The organism is Ekhidna sp. (genome assembly GCF_040220215.1).
Taxonomy (GTDB): domain Bacteria; phylum Bacteroidota; class Bacteroidia; order Cytophagales; family Cyclobacteriaceae; genus Ekhidna.
The window spans coordinates 233088-251598 of sequence record NZ_JAVJTR010000025.1; the positions used below are offsets into that span (position 1 = coordinate 233088).

At 39.5% G+C, this 18511-nt stretch carries 14 protein-coding genes; 2 read left to right on the forward strand and 12 right to left on the reverse strand.

Annotation, left to right across the window (positions count from 1 at the left end; all coding sequences use genetic code 11):
• Positions 1-18: 18 nt before the first annotated feature.
• Genes RIC88_RS17470 through RIC88_RS17480 form a run of 3 tightly spaced genes read right to left on the reverse strand, consistent with a single transcriptional unit; the run spans position 19 to position 4136 of the window.
• Positions 19-1194 (reverse strand): thiolase family protein, encoded by a 1176-nt coding sequence (locus RIC88_RS17470; protein WP_350218857.1) that lies wholly within the window; start codon positions 1192-1194, stop codon positions 19-21.
• A 30-nt stretch (positions 1195-1224) separates the two neighbouring features.
• Positions 1225-3606 carry a 3-hydroxyacyl-CoA dehydrogenase/enoyl-CoA hydratase family protein gene (locus RIC88_RS17475; RefSeq protein ID WP_350218858.1) on the reverse strand — a complete coding sequence of 794 codons (2382 nt, stop codon included), beginning with the start codon at positions 3604-3606 and terminating at the stop codon, positions 1225-1227.
• Between the two features lie 35 nt (positions 3607-3641).
• The gene (locus RIC88_RS17480; protein WP_350218859.1) at positions 3642-4136 is read right to left on the reverse strand and encodes a MarR family winged helix-turn-helix transcriptional regulator; all 495 of its coding nucleotides are present in this window, start codon (positions 4134-4136) and stop codon (positions 3642-3644) included.
• 96 nt (positions 4137-4232) lie between these two features.
• Between RIC88_RS17480 and RIC88_RS17485 the strand changes: the two genes are divergently transcribed.
• Complete coding sequence (locus tag RIC88_RS17485) at positions 4233-4790, forward strand: hypothetical protein (RefSeq protein ID WP_350218860.1); 558 nt, start codon at positions 4233-4235, stop codon at positions 4788-4790.
• Between the two features lie 48 nt (positions 4791-4838).
• On the opposite strand, the gene RIC88_RS17490 is transcribed toward RIC88_RS17485, so the two are convergent.
• Positions 4839-5696: a hypothetical protein gene (locus RIC88_RS17490; RefSeq protein ID WP_350218861.1), complete on the reverse strand. Its 858-nt coding sequence runs from the start codon at positions 5694-5696 to the stop codon at positions 4839-4841.
• A 98-nt stretch (positions 5697-5794) separates the two neighbouring features.
• On the reverse strand, positions 5795-7033 hold the full coding sequence (locus tag RIC88_RS17495; protein ID WP_350218862.1) for a cystathionine gamma-synthase family protein: 1239 nt from the start codon (positions 7031-7033) through the stop codon (positions 5795-5797).
• A gap of 138 nt (positions 7034-7171) precedes the next feature.
• Here RIC88_RS17495 and RIC88_RS17500 point away from each other — a divergent pair, with 138 nt between their 5' ends.
• Positions 7172-7642, forward strand: a complete 471-nt coding sequence (locus RIC88_RS17500) for an Lrp/AsnC family transcriptional regulator (RefSeq protein WP_350218863.1) — start codon at positions 7172-7174, stop codon at positions 7640-7642.
• Here RIC88_RS17500 and RIC88_RS17505 read toward each other — a convergent pair.
• From RIC88_RS17505 to RIC88_RS17535, 7 genes are all read right to left on the reverse strand, one after another.
• A complete protein-coding gene (locus tag RIC88_RS17505) occupies positions 7619-9427 on the reverse strand; it encodes a tetratricopeptide repeat protein (RefSeq protein ID WP_350218864.1) in 1809 nt (602 codons plus the stop codon). The two genes, RIC88_RS17500 and RIC88_RS17505, sit on opposite strands and share 24 nt — an antisense overlap.
• A gap of 381 nt (positions 9428-9808) precedes the next feature.
• The gene (locus tag RIC88_RS17510; RefSeq protein WP_350218865.1) at positions 9809-11491 is read right to left on the reverse strand and encodes an Ig-like domain-containing domain; all 1683 of its coding nucleotides are present in this window, start codon (positions 11489-11491) and stop codon (positions 9809-9811) included.
• Positions 11488-12360: a class I SAM-dependent methyltransferase gene (locus RIC88_RS17515; RefSeq protein WP_350218866.1), complete on the reverse strand. Its 873-nt coding sequence runs from the start codon at positions 12358-12360 to the stop codon at positions 11488-11490. Before RIC88_RS17515 ends, RIC88_RS17510 begins: the two co-directional genes overlap by 4 nt.
• Positions 12360-14225, reverse strand: coding sequence for a tRNA uridine-5-carboxymethylaminomethyl(34) synthesis enzyme MnmG (gene mnmG, locus RIC88_RS17520; protein ID WP_350218867.1), 1866 nt, complete (start codon positions 14223-14225; stop codon positions 12360-12362). The genes RIC88_RS17515 and mnmG overlap by 1 nt, the downstream gene beginning before the upstream one ends.
• Before the next feature lie 61 nt (positions 14226-14286).
• A complete protein-coding gene (ybeY, locus tag RIC88_RS17525) occupies positions 14287-14709 on the reverse strand; it encodes an rRNA maturation RNase YbeY (protein ID WP_350218868.1) in 423 nt (140 codons plus the stop codon).
• Entirely contained in the window at positions 14710-15111 is a 402-nt protein-coding gene (locus tag RIC88_RS17530; RefSeq protein WP_350219163.1) for an ATP-binding protein, read from the reverse strand.
• Positions 15107-18493: a DUF4175 family protein gene (locus RIC88_RS17535; protein ID WP_350218869.1), complete on the reverse strand. Its 3387-nt coding sequence runs from the start codon at positions 18491-18493 to the stop codon at positions 15107-15109. The genes RIC88_RS17530 and RIC88_RS17535 overlap by 5 nt, the downstream gene beginning before the upstream one ends.
• Positions 18494-18511: the final 18 nt, after the last annotated feature.

Here is an 18511-nt window from a genome sequence, read left to right on the forward strand (position 1 = left end):
ACTAACCTACTACTATGTCTAATTCAGGAATTCGTAAATACCAGCCACTCCTTGTCCTCCTCCTACACATGCTGTAACCATGCCATACTTACCTTTTCTTCGTCTCATTTCATTGAAAAGCGAGATGGAAAGTTTTGCACCAGTACATCCCAGCGGATGTCCTAACGCAATGGCTCCCCCATTCACGTTCAATTTGCTCGTGTCCAAATCCAATCCACGGATAACACCTAAAGATTGCGCGGCGAACGCCTCATTTAACTCAACCAAATCAAGATCAGATTGCTTTAAGCCAGCTTGCTTCAGAGCTTTCGGCACTGCTTCTACCGGACCGATTCCCATAATTCGCGGATCAACTCCAGCTGCAGTATAAGAAATCATCTGTGCAATTGGCTCCAGATTGTGTTCTTTCACCATCTTCTCGCTCATCACCATAACGAATGCAGCGCCATCAGAAGTTGGAGAAGAATTACCAGCTGTTACTTGTCCACCTTGTTTGAATGCAGGACGAAGTTTTGCAAGTGTATCCATATTGGTTTCTTCTCTGACGCACTCATCCGTATCTACTACAAATTCTTTGGTGTGCCTTTTGCCGTCCTCACCAACAAATGTTTCGTTTACGGTAACGGGCACAATCTCATCTTTGAACTTTCCATCTTTGATTGCCTTAGCGGCCTTTTGATGTGATTCCATCGCAAACTTGTTTGAGTCATCGGCAGAGATATTGAAGTCTTTTGCCACTTCCTCCGCAGTAAGACCCATGTTCAAATAATATTCCGGATGATCTTTTGCAATCTTCCAGTTCAGTGCTGCTTTATATCCCATCATCGGTACCAATGACATGGATTCTGTTCCTCCGGCAATGATGCAATCGGCTGTTCCGGAATGAATTCGAGCACACGCCAGGTGAATCGCCTCCAACCCTGACCCACAATATCGATTGATGATCATACCCGGGACTGACATTGGTAACGAAAGAAGTGAAATGTATCTTCCCATCTGCAATCCTTGCTCCGCTTCGGGAATTGCATTCCCAACTATTAGGTCGTCCACACGGGTGGCATCAAAGTCTTTGATCGAGCCAACAAGGTGTTTAATCACATCTGCTGCCAAATCATCCGGGCGGTAAAAACGGAAGCCTCCTTTTTTGGCCCTTCCAACCGCCGATCTATATCCTGCTACTATATATGCGTTCATAATTTTTTTGAATTTATCTTAAAACAAATGTTAGTTCCTCAAAGGTTTACCCTTGAACAAAATGCTTTGGATTCTCTCCAAAGTCTTTGGCTCTCCACACAAGCTCAAGAAAGCTTCTCTTTCCAAATCCAGTAGATATTGCTCAGAAACTTCGGTTGGAGCTGAGAGATCTCCGCCAGCCATTATCCAGGCTAACTTTTGACCAATCTTCTTATCATGCTCAGAAATGTAGCTTCCATACTGCATTCCGCTGATTCCGGCATGGAACATCGCAAGAGCAGCTTGCCCCTGAACTTTAATATTTGTTCGCTCAACTGGTTGCGTATAGCCAGCGTCTGCTAATGCCAATACTTTTTCTTTGGCATCTGTAAGAAGTCTTGTTCGATTCAGTGTGATTTCATCACCACCTCTTAGGATGTGCATGTTTCTTGCCTCTGCCGCTGATGTTGCCACCTTTGCTGTTGCAATGTTCATAAAGTATTCCTGAAGCGTATTCAATTCCGGATCGCCTGGAGTAAAGTCATCTGCCGCTCGAAGCGTCATCTCCTTAGTTCCACCACCTCCGGGGATTAGACCTACACCTACTTCAACCAAACCAACATAAGATTCGGCATGTGCCTGAATTGCATCACAATGAAGCGAAAGCTCACAGCCTCCTCCCAACACAAGACCAGAGGTGGCCGCTACAACCGGCACACTAGAGAATCGTGCTTTGGTCATGGTGTTTTGGAAAGTACGAACCATCAGGTCAATTTCATCAAACTCCTGATCTACCGCATACATGAACAGCATTGCGAGATTCGCTCCGGCTGAGAAGTTCTGTCCTTCATTACCGATCACCAACCCTCGATAATCTTTTTCCGCCATGGTAATCGCAGTGTTGATACCTTCTATCACGTCAGCATCAACTGAATTCATTTTTGTGTGGAACTCCAGATTGAGCACACCATCACCAATATCATAAATGGTAGCACCCGGTTTCTCCCAGACTACCTTGTTTTCTTTAAATGCATCTAGGAAGATCAGGCCTTCCGTTCCTGGAATTACCTTGTACGACTTAGATGGGATGTCATAATAATGCTTCTTTCCGTTTTCGAATTTGTAGAAAGATTTGTTTCCGCCATCCAGCATCTCATGAACCCAGCTTGCCGGCTCCATGCCTGCTTCTTTCATTTTAGCCGCTGTGTCTGCAACGCCTAAAGTATCCCATGTTTCAAATGGGCCAAGCTCCCAGGCAAAACCAGCTGCTACCGCCTGATCGATTCGGTAAAGCTCATCAGCTATTTCAGGAATTCGATTCGAACAATATTTGAATAGATCGTAAAATGTTTTTCGATAAAAGTCTCCTGCTTTTCCATCATCCTTCAACAGGATCGGAAGTCTACCTCTCACATCTTCGATGTTTTTGGTTTTATCCATCACATCGAATTTTGCTTTTGATTTTTCCTCGTATTCGAAAGTCTTCAGGTTGAGCTCAAGAATCTCAGACTTGCCATCCTTCTTTACTTTCTTGTAAAAGCCCTGACCGGTTTTGTCGCCCAACCACTTTTCATCTGAAAGTTTTTTAACAACACGCGGTAATTTGAACTTGTCTCTTGATTCGTCTTTTTCAAGTGCTGCATAAAGGTTATTGGAAACGTTCACCAATGTATCAAGTCCTACAACATCAGAAGTTCGGAATGTGGCAGATTTCGCGTGACCGATAACCGGTCCAGTCAATTTATCTACTTCATTCACCGTCAGGCCGAGCTCATCTACTACATGCATGGTTGACATCATGCCATAAACACCAATTCGATTGGCGATAAATGCTGGGGTGTCTTTACATAGTACTGTTTCTTTGCCCAGATACAGATCACCGTACTTCATGAAAAAGTCTACAATCTCAGGATCTGTCTTCGGTGTAGGTATGATCTCTAGCAACCTCAGGTATCTCGGAGGGTTGAAAAAGTGGGTGCCACAGAAATGCTTCTGAAAATCTTCACTTCTGCCCTCCAGCATCAAATGAATTGGAATACCCGATGTGTTTGATGTAATAAGCGTTCCAGGCTTTCTTTCCTTTTCTACTTTATCGAAAAGTGATTTTTTGATATCCAGGTTTTCTACCACCACTTCGATGATCCAATCAACGTCTTTGATTCGATTCAGATCATCATCAAAGTTTCCGGTCTCGATTAATCGAGCTTTTAACTTATCGTAAAGTGGTGATGGGTTTGATTTGATTGCAGTTTGCAATGCATCATTCACCAGTTTATTCCTTGCTGCAGGATTGTTTTTGTCTTTCTCGTCCAAATCTCTGGGAACGATATCAAGTAAAATCACCTCTACACCAATGTTGGCAAAATGGCAGGCAATCCTTGATCCCATAATTCCGGATCCTAATACTGCTGCTTTCTTAATGGTTCGTTTCATTAGATATATTTAGGTTCTGTATTGACGATTTGTTTTCAATGATTTTGAACTAGGCCTTTGTTAGCAAATTCACTTGAAATTTGCTCGGCTATCTTATTGAACAAAGAAGCGTCCTCAACAATTGCATTAATTTCCTGCACAACAGAAAAAAAATTGCTAAGACGTTCCTGATCAATAAGCGTTCGGATTTTTGAATTGAATTCGCGAACTGCTCTTCGTGAAAGCTCTCGCTTTTCTTTACCAATTTCTGACAGGAATATTCTTACAGACCTGCCGTCTGTGGGGTCTTTCTCCCGATACACCCATCCCTTTTCTTCCATTGCCTTGAGCATTCTAGTAAGGCTTCTTGATTCCATTCCAAGGAGTGGTGCAATTTTAGTTGCAGGAGTTCCTTTTTCTACATCAATGTTGAGTAGCACGAAACCTGTGGACGCTGTGATATCATATTGTGAACCGAATTGATTGTACATTCGGGAGATACTATGCCATAGTCCTTTGATATTATAATCGATGGTTTCTTCCCTTTTCATTCGATAGGTTTATGCTCTGTAGTTCAAATATAGCAAAATTTGTTATGCATGCATACTATTTTTTCTTCCGTATGCATTTCACCTTAGCTTTGATGTATGCGAGAAAATGATATTCCTAAAGAGTTTTATTCTTTCGAAACCAATGCCCCATTTGAGCGATGCATTGAGTGTGAAAAGTATCTGCTGGATGATGAAACTGAGTATATCATTGAAAAAGCAGTGAAAAACTATGAGGGGTATGCTGCAAAGGATACCGTTTTCGACTATGCCATTTGCATGGACTGTGCTGAGCACATGCGAAAAAAAATCTCGAAGGAATCGTGGAGTAGTATGATGCGATACTTCCAAGAAAATATGGACATAGAAAGGAGGCTGGAAATGCAACACAAGCATCCCGAAGAAAACCTCAAATCATGCATGATCAAAAAAACTCAAATAGATGACTGTCGGGAATACCAGATATATGCTCACTGCAAAGGTGGACGGTTGAACATGGACAATCCGCCTTATCTCATTTCTGGTGAAGTAATGGAAGAGTTGATTCCACTACTTTCAGACAAAACAATTGATGATATGAATGGGTTTTTAAACAAACACTTTTCTCCTGATCCTTCCTTAATGGAGCCTACTCCTCCAAGATTGATTTTGGTTTAGGACTTAACCACAGAGCGAACGGAGAACAAAACAAAGAAAACAGAGGGGTTAATTTTTGAATTCGGGATGTCTTTCCAAAAAATCATGGTAGAGTTTGATAAAGCGAGGATCTTTTGCCGACAAATGAATTGACTCAATAAAATATTCTTTTGCGACAGCTGGTTGATCCCATTGTAGCTGAAGAGCTCCTAGAAGTCTATTGTAAGAGTCATCTTTATTTATTTCTAAAAAATGAAGTGCGAAAACTCCAGAGGTAAACTCTTCATCAATAGATCTGACTTCAAAAAGAGTTAATTCAGTGGAATCAAGTTTATTTCTGGGGATAGCTATTTGATTAGAAGTAGTCTTCACTAAGAAAATTTCCTCATCAAAAATATTGACCAATCTCACAAGATATTCATCAATATACTCTTCGGATTTCCAAACAAGATTGATTGAATCTTTAAACGCAGGAATAGAAGCATAAGCATCTATTATCACAGGGTAAAGTATTTGAACTTGAGGCGTTCCACATATAAATACGGCTCCTTCACTATTCAGTCTACTCCTAAATGGAATAGAATCTAAAGTGGTGAGTTGAGAATCTATAGTTCGTGAGATCTCCGGTCTTTGAATGCTATTCCAGAATTTACTTGAATAGTTTTTACTTATTTCTCGAATTCTAAGTATTGGCTCAGAGGTTTTATGAATTTTTCCTGAATAGTGAACTAGTACTAACTCACCATAATTTTGAATCAACTCATATTTTCCAACAAAATCATATTGTTTAATTGGTTCCTCTTTACCAATTAGAGTTGCACTGTCAACAAATAATACTTGAAAGGGATGTGAATTATTACTTTTTGCATCCTGTCCATGAATTATCACTGAAATCAACAAAAGAAAACTTGAGAAAAGTAGCTTCATTCGAATATGAAGATACAGCCATCTTAGATTCTTCGAAAATACTTTCGATTAATGGAACAAGTCTTATGAGGGCTGTCTTTGTTTGTTCGAAATACTGGTTAAGACTCTAACGCTTGCTCAATATCCCAGATCAAATCATCTGCGTTTTCAACGCCTACTGAAAGTCTCACCAGGTTATCAGAAATTCCATACTTTTTGCGATCCTCCGGATCTACTCCGGCGTGAGTCATAGAGGCCGGATGCTGTGCAAGTGATTCAGTACTTCCAAGACTCACAGCAAGTTTGATCAATTTCAAATTGTTCAAAAATTTGAACGATTCTTTTTCTCCGCCTTCCAAAATGATGGAAAGCATCGCTCCCGCTGATTTGTATTGTTTTTCGAAAATTTTATGCTGTGGTGTTCCCGGCTTCAATGCTCCCAGGTAGTGAATGGTTTGTACTTTCGGATGCTCTTTGATGGCTTCATAAACAAGTGCTGCATTTCTTGCCTGCTGCTCCATTCGCACTTTTAGCGTTTCCAAACTTCTAAGCAATAACCAACCGGTCCATGGTCCGGCCATGTTACCCAGAAATGTCCGCATGCCTTTCACTTCTTTGATCAGTTCTTTACTTCCAAGGCAAGCTCCGGCAATTACATCACTATGTCCGCCGATATATTTTGTTGCCGAATAAAGCACTAAATCGGCACCATGTTTTAACGGGTGCTGCCAAAGCGGTCCCATGTAGGTGTTGTCCACCGCAACCAAAACTTTTTCTTCTTTTTGAAAATTATCAGCAATGGAACGACACATTTCCAAATCTACCAGGTGGTTGGTCGGATTTGCTGGTGTCTCCACATAAACCATCTTCAACCGATCCGAGTGACCACTGTCGACAATCATTTTCTCAATTTCCTCTTGTGATTGGTCTGGATCAAAGCCAAGAATGTTAATTCCAAATTTTGGCAGTACATGTTTCACAAAATGATCAGTCCCTCCATAAATCGGATTGCTATGTACAAGCAAATCTCCGGGAGCAAGAAATTGTAAAAGGACTGTGGTGATTGCACCCATTCCACTTTCAAAAACTGCTGCATCTTCCGCCTGATCCCATAGGGTAAGTCTGTTCTCAAGAATCTCAAGATCCGGATTGTTGAGCCTGCTGTAAATCAGTCCCAGCTCTTCTTCCTCGTATTTTTCACGAAGGCCATAGGCCTGTTCGAAAAATGCCTTTCCATGTTCAGCACTTTTGAAAACGAACGTGGACGTTTGAAAAATGGGTGGCTTTATGGCTCCTTCGGAAAGCTCCGGCTTAAAACCATAGGACATCATCAAACTTTCAGGACTCAATTTCTTCATGACTTTTTTGAATTTTAGTGAAAGGTGAATGATTTGTCCATATATTCAAATTGGTTTGGAAAAATCATCTAATATTTAATAAAATAGTTTGTTTTTTTTCTAATTTTCTTGCGATGATAGTACAAATGAAGAAAAGTAATGGATGATATTGATAAGAAGCTGGTTTCACTGCTTCAGCAGAATGGAAAGCTGACAATGAAAGAGCTAAGTGCTCAGTTAGGATTGAGCATCACCCCAATCTATGAACGCTTGCGTCGGCTGGAAAATAATGGCATGATAACCGGGTACCATGCCGCCGTTAATTCAAAGAAAGCCGGGTTTGGGTTCGAGGTGTTTTCGTCTGTGACGCTTGAATCACATAAAGCAGATTACCTGAGAGAGTTTGAAATTGAAATTACGAAATTTCCTGAAGTGATGGAATGTTATCACCTTGCAGGAACATTTGATTTCTTACTGAAAGTGCTAGTGAGAGATATGGATGAATATGCCGCATTCGTCAATCGAAAACTGGCCAAACTCAACAACATCCGTTTGGTGCAGAGCATGATGGTTCTGAAGAAAATAAAACAAACCGCAGTACTACCGTTAATTGATAAAGTCTCCTCTTAGTTGGCGGAATCTTTTTCGAGCCTCAGCTGCATACATGCTTCCAGGATACTCTATTAAAAACTGCTGATAAAGTGTTTTGGCTTGCTCCACATCTTTGATGTGGCGTTCCAAAATTTCGGCTTTTTTAAAGGCTGCATCATCTGCGAGAATATCGTAAGAATAGCTGGCGACAATTTTATCCAAATACTCGATCGACTTTTCAGTGTTGCCGGCTTCCAGTTCGAGTTTGGACTTGAGCCAAAACACTTCATCCGTTATTGAATGATGCATATAATCTTCCAGCATTTTGGAAAGTCGTTGATTTGCCTCTGCTTTTTTGTTTTGGAAAATCAGCAATTCAATATCTGCAAATTCCTGCATCACAGCATCGGTGGTGTCAAGTGCTGTGTTATCTGTGATGAGCATACCAAGCGAAATGGCATCATTGGAAATTTCGCGGGTTGTATTCTTTTTCAAAATATCCAGATGGCCTTTTGCCAACGCGAAGTTTCCGGTAAAATAATGTAAGCGAGCATTTCTCAATTTGGCATCATAACCCAGCTCATGACTTTTGTATGCTTTTTCGACCTGGGAATAAAGTAGAGTGGCTTCCCATGGCTCACCTTTCAACAAATAGATATCTCCGAGATCCAATTTGCTTTGAGAAATAAGCTGCATCCCGGCTCTTGGATTTTTAACCAATTGATTCAAGAGCTGAGCGGCCATGTCAATCTCATCCAGATAAAAGGCATGCAATAGTGCTTTGCTACGTAATGCATCAAATGCTGTTTGTGATGGATATAGTTCTGTATAAAGTGCTTCGTATTCGCGTGCTAACTCTTCAATATCATCCTGACTAATCGGATAGGTGTTTTTTATTTTTTGCTCCTTGGCTTCCATCCAGAGTCTTCTGGCATATTGATAATTTCTCGATCCGGGATATTGTGAAGCGATGTATTCGAAAATTTCCTCAGCATCTTCATAAGCATTATTCTCCAAAGCGATTCTTCCAATATCCATTGATCTGTCACCCGGACTTTCGTTTCTTTTATCAATGGCTCTGGCCTGAACAAAAGCACCGTAAAAATTTTTTCGTTGTAGTTCAACCCAAAGGAGTAATTCAGCAAACTTTGTGTCGTCCGGATTTTCCTGCATTTTCCGGATAAGGGTAGATTCCAATTCATCAAGCTCCTCTTCTTCCTGAATGAAGCTTTGAAGTAAATTTTTGATGTAGCTTAATCGGTTTGGACTATCAGTGGCATAATTCAGATACTCTTCGATCATTGCAGATTTGTCATTAACCATTCGATAGATTGACGCCAATTCAAGTGCGTGAACCGTAGGGTTATTTCTAACGTCTCTTGAATCCTTGAAAAATTGAATGGCTTCATTATACAACTGCTCATTTGCCATATACTGAGCAAGGATGCTCAGCTGAAATGGATTTGATCTTGATTCCTTCCTGAGATTCTTTATATAGTTATCGAGTTTATTGTGATCTCCGGATTCACTGTAGACTGCTGCAAGATTTGACTGGAATTGTAAATTGGAAGGAAAGGACCTTATTGCTTTCTGCAAAAATTTTTCAGCTACATCAAACTCCCCTGTTGACTTTAATAACGTAAGATAGTTCCCGGCAACCAGCTGAATATTATATGGATTTTCAATCAACTCTTCGTAAAGCAATTTCGCTTTTTCTAAATCTCCCTGCAGATAGTATTCATTGGCGAGCTGGACCTGATCCTGGTTTTGACCCATAATCAAATTGAGCGGAAGGAAAAATATTATCAGTATTCGTTTGATCATATTGCTGAGACATTAACATATATACATACCTATATATATTATATAAAGTTTAATTAAATACTATTCTTATTATTAGGGCTGTGGATACGTGGATAAGATTTAGTGATTTGTTTTGGTTTTGTTGATTGTTTATAAGCTTGTTGTTTATGAATTCAGATTGACAATATATTAACATCTAATTAATTGAGAATGAAAGGTATAGTAGAATGTTGTGGATAAGATAAATGGTTGGATGTTGGTTAATTTTTTTGATTGTTGAGATACAAGTTGTCTATAAGTCTGATGTTGTTAGGAGTTGTACTTTTAGTTTGTATGATCTCATCTTACTAATGTGATAAGTTGATAAATTATCCACTGTTATGCAGAAGTTGTTAACAAGAATTATAGGGTTATGCTTAGCTCAATCTCCCAGTTTTCTCTAACGGATGTTTCTTCGGGATGCAGGTATACTTCTTCCGGCTCTTGATTTTGAATGAGATTTCCGTATGACCAATTACCATCTTTATTGGAGTCGATTAGTATTCTGATTTTATAGGTATCAGGTTTTATGGAGGAGAATATGATATTTTTTTGATTGGCTATTTGATATAATACTTTATCTCTTTTGGTAATAAGCTGTAGAGTAAAATGGGTGAGCTCTGTATCTAATTTGATTTTAAGCTTTCCCGTTTGTTGTTCTTTAGGAACTTGAAGGGGAATAGATTTTACTTTAGATGTGTCTTTTTCTGCTGATACGAACGCACCTTCTATAAGTTTGATTTCTAGTCTTTTTACATTTTTCTGTAGACTTATTGGTTGTGATGTTGAGTCGTTCGAGATGGTATCTTTTGGTAATATTTTTTCTAATTCTGATAACAGTATGTCTGCATTAGCCTTAATAGTTATGTCAGCCTTCGTGAAGTTGTAATTCCATTGAATAGTCTTTTGATGAACAAATGTTTTAGTACTGTCTATTACAATTTGAATTTTAGTTGAATCAAATTTTGTAATTGGTTTATTGAAGTCAATTGTAAAGTTTGGATCATTGACGAGAGGTACATTGTTTGGTTCTATGGTAAAAGAGAAACCGGATGGTTTTCTATTTGATTCAAGAAATACAAACTTAATGGTGTCATTGGCCTGATTACCCAGACTATCGGAGGCGATGATTATTGTCTCAATACTGTCATTGTAATCAAGCAGTTCTGGTTTGAATATGCGCACAACTTCTTTCTTTTCACCTACCCTGTTGCTTTTCAGAATCTCATTAGTTAGTTGATAGTTGTCTATTTGTTTATTGTACTTCGCCTCAACATATGGACCGGCTGGTCTGGCATTAATTAGCTTGATAGGTTTTACGTTTTGCAGAACACATCTTAAGGTTGGGAGAACCAATGAGGAGTCCAGGTCTATGATTGATTCCAGAAAGCCATGAGATTCGGTTTCAGGATCTAAAAGAAAGTTGCCATTGTCGTCATCAAAAGCTAATATTTTGTACTTGCCGCTTTTAATATAATTCAAACTGTATTTTCCTGAATCATTTGCTGTTGTAAAGTATATCGGGCTGTCGGTGAAATAGTCCAATGAGTCAGTGTATGGATACAAGGAAACGACATATCCTTTTCCGGCTTCTTTGGTTAGCAATTCTTCTACTTCTCCCTCTATCGATAGGCTGTCTATAAACGGCCCGGTACTGAATGCTAATGATAGATTTATAACAGGATTTTTTTCTGTGATATCTGTTACGCCATCACCGAAATTAAAGCTGTAAGTGGTAGAGTCCAGGAGATCACTCTCTAGTTTTATAATAAGTTTATTGCGTTTGACTATGTGCTTATACCTTAAATCCGTTTTCGGAGTAATAATTAGTTGTTGCTTTAGCTTATCCGCATTGATGTATTCGGAGAATTCAAGTTCTATTTCTGCACCAGTAAAATTAGTTGTACCTAAGGTCGGTATTGCATTGATCAATGTTGGAGGTATGGTATCTTTTGGTCCACCTGTTGGTCTACCCGGATTCGCACATTGCTGGAATGTCAGATCTAAAAGAACAACGAAGATAATTAGGTATAGGAATCGCCTCATTTTTTAAAAATATAGATCAGGCTTGAATATTCTTTAGACGTGGTAGCTTTTGAATTCGATTTGAATCCAACCTTTAAAGCATTTAAGAGATTGCCATTCCCACGATATTTCTCACTAAGCATAGATACGTAATATGAATCGAATTTCATTGGAAGAGTTTTTGTCAATGTCATTTTAAGTTCGGAGGCTAAGACCTTCATACTTGTTCGATCAAAGTGATAGAGATGGCGGGGGACATCAAATGCTGCCCAATTGTTTTTATAATATTGTGCGTCGTATGATTGATGATTTGGAACAGCCACAATAAGATGACCCTTATCTTTTAATTTTTTCTTAAGACTTTTCATGGTTTCCTTCAAGTCAGCAACATGCTCGATCACATGCCAGGCGGTAATCACATCATATACTTCACTTCCACCTTTTATCGAACTTATCAGACTCTCGGGGTTTTTTCGTGATGCTATCGATCTTGCGCTCTCGTCAGGTTCATAACCAAAAGCTTGCCAATTATTTTCTCGAGCTTCTTTTATAAAATCTCCAGTACCACATCCATAGTCAAGCAATGTCCCGGTTTTCTTATTCAACTGTTGAATTAGCTTGACTTTCTGTTTTAGGGTATGGTTTCTAACTAGCTTATAAATAATATTAATGAACGAATTCCCCTTATCGGTGTGGGAGATATATTCATCACTTTTATAGTAATTAGATAGCTGATCTTCCTTAGGCCTTGGGTTGGTGAAAAGTAATGAACAAGATGGACATTTTACAAGTGCAAAACTTTCTCCGGAAACAGAATCGTCAGCACAAATCATATAATTGTCGAATTGCGTGCTTTTGCAAACAGGACAATACTCAAGCCTTTCGTACATTATCTTCCGAGGTAAACCATTAAAACTGATACATCTGACGGAGAAACACCGCTTATGCGAGAAGCCTGTCCCAATGTTTCGGGCTTTATTTTGAGAAGTTTCTCTTTCGCTTCGGCGGATAGTGATGGTAGTTTGTTGTAGTCGAAAGTTTTATGAATTTTCAGATTCTCAAGATTATTCATCTTTTCAGAATTTTGCTGTTCCCGCTCAATGTAAGTTTGATATTTGACTTGAATCTCAGCTTGCTCAATAATCTCGGGAGTGTATTTATTCAGCTCTTTTTCAATTTCGCCTGAAAAGATCTTGAAATCATAAATTGAAATTTCCGGTCTTTTTAAGATGGTAGATAAATTGGATGTATCCTTAATTGGAGCAGAGGATAAAGAAGCAAGTGTTTCCTCAACCTCAGCCGGTTTGAATTTTGTTGAATCCAATAGCTGTTTGAGGGCATTTGTTTGTTTTTCCTTTTCCTGAACCTGTTCTAGTCGTTCATCTGTAGCCAGACCGATATCATGACTTCTTTTCGTTAACCTGATATCTGCATTATCCTGTCGAAGCAAAAGCCGAAACTCAGCTCTTGACGTAAACATTCGATAAGGCTCGTCGGTACCCTTGTTGATGAGATCGTCAATAAGAACACCAATATAGGCTTCATTTCTCTTAAGGATAAAAGGATTGTTCTCATTGATTTTCAAATGAGCATTTATACCCGCTATCATTCCCTGGCATGCGGCTTCTTCATATCCTGTAGTACCATTGATTTGTCCTGCGAAATAGAGATTTTCAATCAGGTTGGTCTCAAGTGTAATTGACAATTGTGTTGGAGGGAAGAAGTCATATTCGATCGCATATCCTGGACGGAACATTTTCACCGCTTCAAATCCAGGTACTTTTTGTAGTGCTTTGAGCTGCACATGCTCAGGAAGAGATGTTGAGAATCCATTCACATAGATTTCTACCGTATTCCACCCTTCAGGTTCTACAAATATTTGATGTCTGTCCCGCTCTGCAAATCGGTTTATTTTATCTTCAATGGATGGACAGTATCTAGGACCTAATCCTTTAATTCGACCGGTGAACATTGGGGACTGCTCAAAACCTGTTTGGAGAATTTCGTGAACTTCCGGGTTGGTGTAGGTGATATGGCAACTTCTTTGTTGAGACAAAGGCCTTGAAGACTCCAGGTATGAAAACTTTCCTGGCATTTCATCCCCCTCTTGTTCCTCCATTTTAGAGTAGTCTAATGACCTGCCGTCCACACGAGGAGGAGTTCCGGTTTTCATTCGTCCTGCTTCAAAGCCTAAACCAACCAGTTGTTCTGTTATTCCTGTAGCAGCTCTTTCTCCGGATCTGCCTCCTCCAAATTGTTTTTCTCCAATATGAATAAGTCCGTTGAGGAATGTCCCGTTGGTAAGCACTACAGCTTTAGATCTTATTTCTAAACCTATGCCGGTCTTAACCCCAACTACTCTTCCGTCTTGGACAAGAAGTCCGTTCACCATTTCTTGCCAGAAATCAAGATTATGGATTCTTTCTAAGGATAGGCGCCATTCTTCAGCAAATCTCATTCTGTCAGATTGTGCCCTCGGACTCCACATGGCCGGGCCTTTAGAGCGATTGAGCATTCTAAACTGGATCATGGATTTGTCAGTGACAACCCCGGAGTATCCACCGAGCGCATCTATCTCCCTAATAATTTGCCCTTTGGCAATTCCTCCCATGGCCGGGTTGCATGACATATGAGCAATGGTGTTCATGTTCATTGTAACCAATAGAACTTTAGAACCCATGTTCGCCGCAGCAGCTGCAGCCTCACATCCGGCATGCCCGGCACCTACAACAATGATATCGTACTCTTGAAGCATATAATTTATGTTTCACGTGGAACCTAAACTAGCCCCACACCTGAATGTTTCACGTGGAACCTTAATTTTTCAGCAAAGATAAGCAGGCATCTTCTTTTTCTCTCATCACCTTTTGCTCTGCTTCAGACTTGTCCCCGAAACCTAAAAGATGCAGAACACCGTGAATCATTACACGGTTCAGTTCATTTTGAAATGAGGTCCTTTGAAGTTGAGCATTCTCTCTGACACGATCAATGCTTATAAAAACGTCTGCCTCTATTTCATCCCCGGTTTCAGAGTTGTCAAAAGTGATGATATCCGTGAAGTAATCGTGATTAAGGTGTTCTTTGTTTACCTCCAAAAGGTAGTTATCAGAACAAAAGATGTAGTTGATTTCTGAAAGCTTTCTCTGATGAGTAGTGATAATGGAAGAAACCCAATGGGCTATTTTCTGAGAGTGATCGAGTTGGAAATCTATATCCTCATTGAAAAAGCTAATATTCATTTATGATAGGTAGAAACTTAGCTCAGCAATTCTGCCATCATTTTTAAATGAAACTTCATCACATAAGTTTTTCATAAGGAAAATTCCTCTTCCACCTGGCTTGCTCAGGTTTTCTGGAAGTGTAGGATCTGGAAGATCGTGATAGTCAAACCCACTCCCCTCGTCTTCAATGATGAACTTTATTAATGACTGCTCCAATGCCAATTGCAGGTGAACGTTTTTCTTGCTGTCTGATTTATTTCCATGAACGATCGCATTGTTAACAGATTCTGTTACGGCTATCATGATGTTGCCATAGATATCGTCGTTCAATTGATACTGATCTTTGGCATTATCAATGAAACTTTCTACTATCCTGATATTTTCAGGAAGGGAAGGTATTTGTATTTGAATGTTATCAATCATTCTTGTCATCTGAACTTAAGCGTCTAAAATAGTCGTTTACTTCTTTTTTATAAAATGGATTTAACTCTAAAGGAATAGTTTTTAATAATTCAAGCTCTTTCTTTTTCAATTCGAGATATTTTTCAAAACCAGGAGGGATTTCCCGGGTGATAACACGGGCTTTTTCCGCTTCTCTTTCCTCATCCATTTCCTGATCTCTTTGGGCTTTTTCTGCTTCTAACATCCTGGTCATGATCTGCTTTTGACGGTTGATGAGCTGTTGAGTTAATCGTTTATTAACTAGATCTACCTCATTTTGTTCCATCATATCTATCGCTCTTCCAAGATCATCAGATCCATTTCCACCACCCGGTCGACCATCCTCAGCCTCTTTCAGCATTTCCATTTGCCTCCGAATCATTTCCTGTTCGGCTGCCAAACGTGCTAATTCTTCAGAGAGTTCACGGCCCGACTTGCCTGATCCTTTGAGTTCATTGATTTTTTCTCCCAGCTGATTTTGCATCTCTTGAAGATTGGGCATTCCTTGAGGCTGCTTTTTGTCCCCGGAGCTAGAGTTACCCATCGCTTCAGACATGGCCATTTGCATTTGCTGCATCGTGTCATCTAGTAAAAGCGCAAGGTTATTGATGGATGTCATGGCAAATTGCTGGCTTGAAAGGGCACGCCCCCTATTTCGATCTTTTAGAAACTCGATGGATTCGTCGATGTTTTCATTAATGGATTCAACCTCTCTGGTGACATAAGATGAAATCTGAACAACCTTCGATGCAAGTGAAAGCAAGCTGTCCTGAATCACCTTTGCATCGTCTTTTAGTTTTAGCTGATTTTGAGAAAGTTCTAAAAACCTTGGATCGGATTGGTTGACCTCCCTCATTTCGAGCATTATTTCTTCCTGATTGAATGAGAGCTTCACCAGATTGTCCAGAATGTCACGTAGTTGATCCAGGTTGGCCTGCATCATTTCCATTTGCATACCACCCTGCATGTTTGAAAGCTTTTTGCTTAAGCTTTTCATTTTCTGAGCAGCGTTCTTTTGTTTTTGCTTGGTTTGCTGCTGAGAGGAGTTTTGTTTTTGAGAGCTCTGGTTGGATGGACTTTGCTGATCAGACTCCTGATTTTCACTTTCTGAGTTGTTTTCAGAACTACTATTCTGATCCTCATTTCCGTTTTCACTATCCTTGTTCTCCATCTGCTCCATTATTTCACGCAGTTCTTTAGCGATCTGACGCTCCTCAAGTTCAAAATCCTCCATCGCCTCTGGTCGTTTCAACTCTTGATTTAGTTTTTGAACTTCGTCCATCTTCTCCCTAAAATCATCAAACTCTTTATTTATTGATTTCTGCGTTTCTTTATCTGTAGGAGACTCGGAAGCATTTTCCTGTTTTTGGCTTAAAGTGTCTAGCTTTTGAAGGTTTTCTTCCAATGCACTTTCCATTTTTAAGCGTTTGAAAAGTTCAAGTGCACGCTCCAGGTCTCTTTCCAGGTTTTGTTCATTTTTCTTTAGGTCATTGACTTGTTGGCTGATCTGATCGGAAGGAGCATTTTCCTTCATAAGTTCTTTTAGTTTCTCGTAAAGCTTTTTGGTTTCTTCATCCATTAGCTGATCCAGCAACTCCTGCAGTTTCTGGTTTTTTTCCTGGAGCCGCTGGCTTTGCTGCTGAAAACTTTTGGAAGACTTCAAGAGCTCTTCATGTTGCTTTTTTAGTTTTTCCAGTTGTTCAGATAGTTTTTCTCGATCTTTAATTACATCGTCTAATAGTTTTTTCTCCTGCCAGTCAAATTTTTGCTCTGACTTTAAACGCTCTTCTACTTCTTCCAATCGTTCTGCAATTTCTTCTGCTCTTTTTTCTGTCGCCCCTAATTGGCTTTCTACATTATCCTGCTTTTCGGCAATAAGTAAGCTTATTTCATCCTGGCTCGGGGCTTTTAATATAAACGTTCGTGCTTTGGTTTCTTTAGGGCCATTTACTCCATCATTGTCTAAAACGCTTAAGTATACCTCGACGGATTCTCCGGCTTTCAGATTTAGACTATCCAGGTTCCAACTTGCAAAGTAGCTTTGGCGGTTAGTTTGCTTGCTTATTTCAATGGGTATTTTGTCAAATGAACTTTCATTTGCCTTTCTAAAATTAATTCTGAGATCGCTGAAACCGTAATCGTCTGAGATTGAGCCTGCAAACGCCAATGATTGATAGGTAACAGAGTCTGGAAAGTACTCTGCTACTATTTCGGGATACTCATCTTTGATTACATCAATGGAATAGCTTAATTCGGATTTGTTTTTGCCGAACTCATTGAACAACTCAATATTATAACCACCTTTTTCAAAAATTCTTTGCTCAATCATGAAGCTATTTTCGTCTAATTGAGAAACATGCGCTTTTTTGTCATTAATGGTTACAAGAGCACTATCAGTAGCAAGTGAATTTATTTCCCACAAAACTGATGATCCTTCTAGCAAAGTCAGATCTCCGGTATTCTCAATGGTTCGTCTTTGCCCTCCTGTATATGCAGGTTCAGTTACTTGTATAAGCATTGAAACCAGGTCTGGTCGGTCTACAACTGAAATTTTAAACATTTGAGATCTAAAACCAGCAGCTTCAATTTGGAACACCTTGTCTTGCTGAATTTTAGAGAATCCATAAGAGAAAGTTCCATCTGACTTGTTCAAAACCCGATTGGACTGTCCATCAATTTGGATTTTGGCAGATTCCGGGATTTGATCGCCTGAGAGTTCAATAGCTAGCGTAAAATCCTCTCCCCGATAAGCAGTTAACTCCTCGTTTAGAATTAAAAAATCAAAAGGAGCCTTTGGTTGAAATTGCTTTTGAAAATTGACGATTCTTGCAGGACTCTCCATAATAATGGAAGGATTAATAAACGAAACCAGCGCAAAAGTTGACACAATTATGAAAAGAAACAGTGCATATTTCTTAACTGGCGAGAAGTCAACTGCCTGAATAAAGGTCAGCTTGCTAAAAGCAGCAGATTTTTTATCAATTGCTGCCGCCAGAAGTTCATTGTTTGAATGATTTGCTAGTTGCAACGTATTGAGCAACTTGTCTTCAATCTCCGGAAAATGCTTTGAGATTTCGTTGGCTGCTTGCACATCACTGATACCTTTTTTCACTTTTGTTAATCGAAGCAACGGTGCACCGATCAATAAATAACCGGAAAAGGTAATTGAAAACAAAAGCAAAAAGAATAGGATTGTTCTACCGGTAACTCCCAACCAAAATTGGTTTTCGAGGCTACTAATAAGGAGGAAAAGTGTCGAGTTAATGATTAGAAAACCAAAAGTTCCTATGATCACCTGCCGGATGTAATATCTTTTCTTAAAAGATTCGAGCTTGCTTTTTATATTTTCTAAACCAGTCATCGTTCGATTGTAAACGGA

Excerpts from the sequence above, each read along its gene's own strand:
- RIC88_RS17470 (WP_350218857.1), bottom strand. The coding sequence starts at position 1,194 with ATGAACGCATATATAGTAGCAGGATATAGATCGGCGGTTGGAAGGGCC.
- RIC88_RS17475 (WP_350218858.1), bottom strand. The coding sequence starts at position 3,606 with ATGAAACGAACCATTAAGAAAGCAGCAGTATTAGGATCCGGAATTATG.
- RIC88_RS17480 (WP_350218859.1), bottom strand. The coding sequence starts at position 4,136 with ATGAAAAGGGAAGAAACCATCGATTATAATATCAAAGGACTATGGCAT.
- RIC88_RS17485 (WP_350218860.1), top strand. The coding sequence starts at position 4,233 with ATGCGAGAAAATGATATTCCTAAAGAGTTTTATTCTTTCGAAACCAAT.
- RIC88_RS17490 (WP_350218861.1), bottom strand. The coding sequence starts at position 5,696 with ATGAAGCTACTTTTCTCAAGTTTTCTTTTGTTGATTTCAGTGATAATT.
- RIC88_RS17495 (WP_350218862.1), bottom strand. The coding sequence starts at position 7,033 with ATGAAGAAATTGAGTCCTGAAAGTTTGATGATGTCCTATGGTTTTAAG.
- RIC88_RS17500 (WP_350218863.1), top strand. The coding sequence starts at position 7,172 with ATGGATGATATTGATAAGAAGCTGGTTTCACTGCTTCAGCAGAATGGA.
- RIC88_RS17505 (WP_350218864.1), bottom strand. The coding sequence starts at position 9,427 with ATGATCAAACGAATACTGATAATATTTTTCCTTCCGCTCAATTTGATT.
- RIC88_RS17510 (WP_350218865.1), bottom strand. The coding sequence starts at position 11,491 with ATGAGGCGATTCCTATACCTAATTATCTTCGTTGTTCTTTTAGATCTG.
- RIC88_RS17515 (WP_350218866.1), bottom strand. The coding sequence starts at position 12,360 with ATGTACGAAAGGCTTGAGTATTGTCCTGTTTGCAAAAGCACGCAATTC.
- mnmG (WP_350218867.1), bottom strand. The coding sequence starts at position 14,225 with ATGCTTCAAGAGTACGATATCATTGTTGTAGGTGCCGGGCATGCCGGA.
- ybeY (WP_350218868.1), bottom strand. The coding sequence starts at position 14,709 with ATGAATATTAGCTTTTTCAATGAGGATATAGATTTCCAACTCGATCAC.
- RIC88_RS17535 (WP_350218869.1), bottom strand. The coding sequence starts at position 18,493 with ATGACTGGTTTAGAAAATATAAAAAGCAAGCTCGAATCTTTTAAGAAA.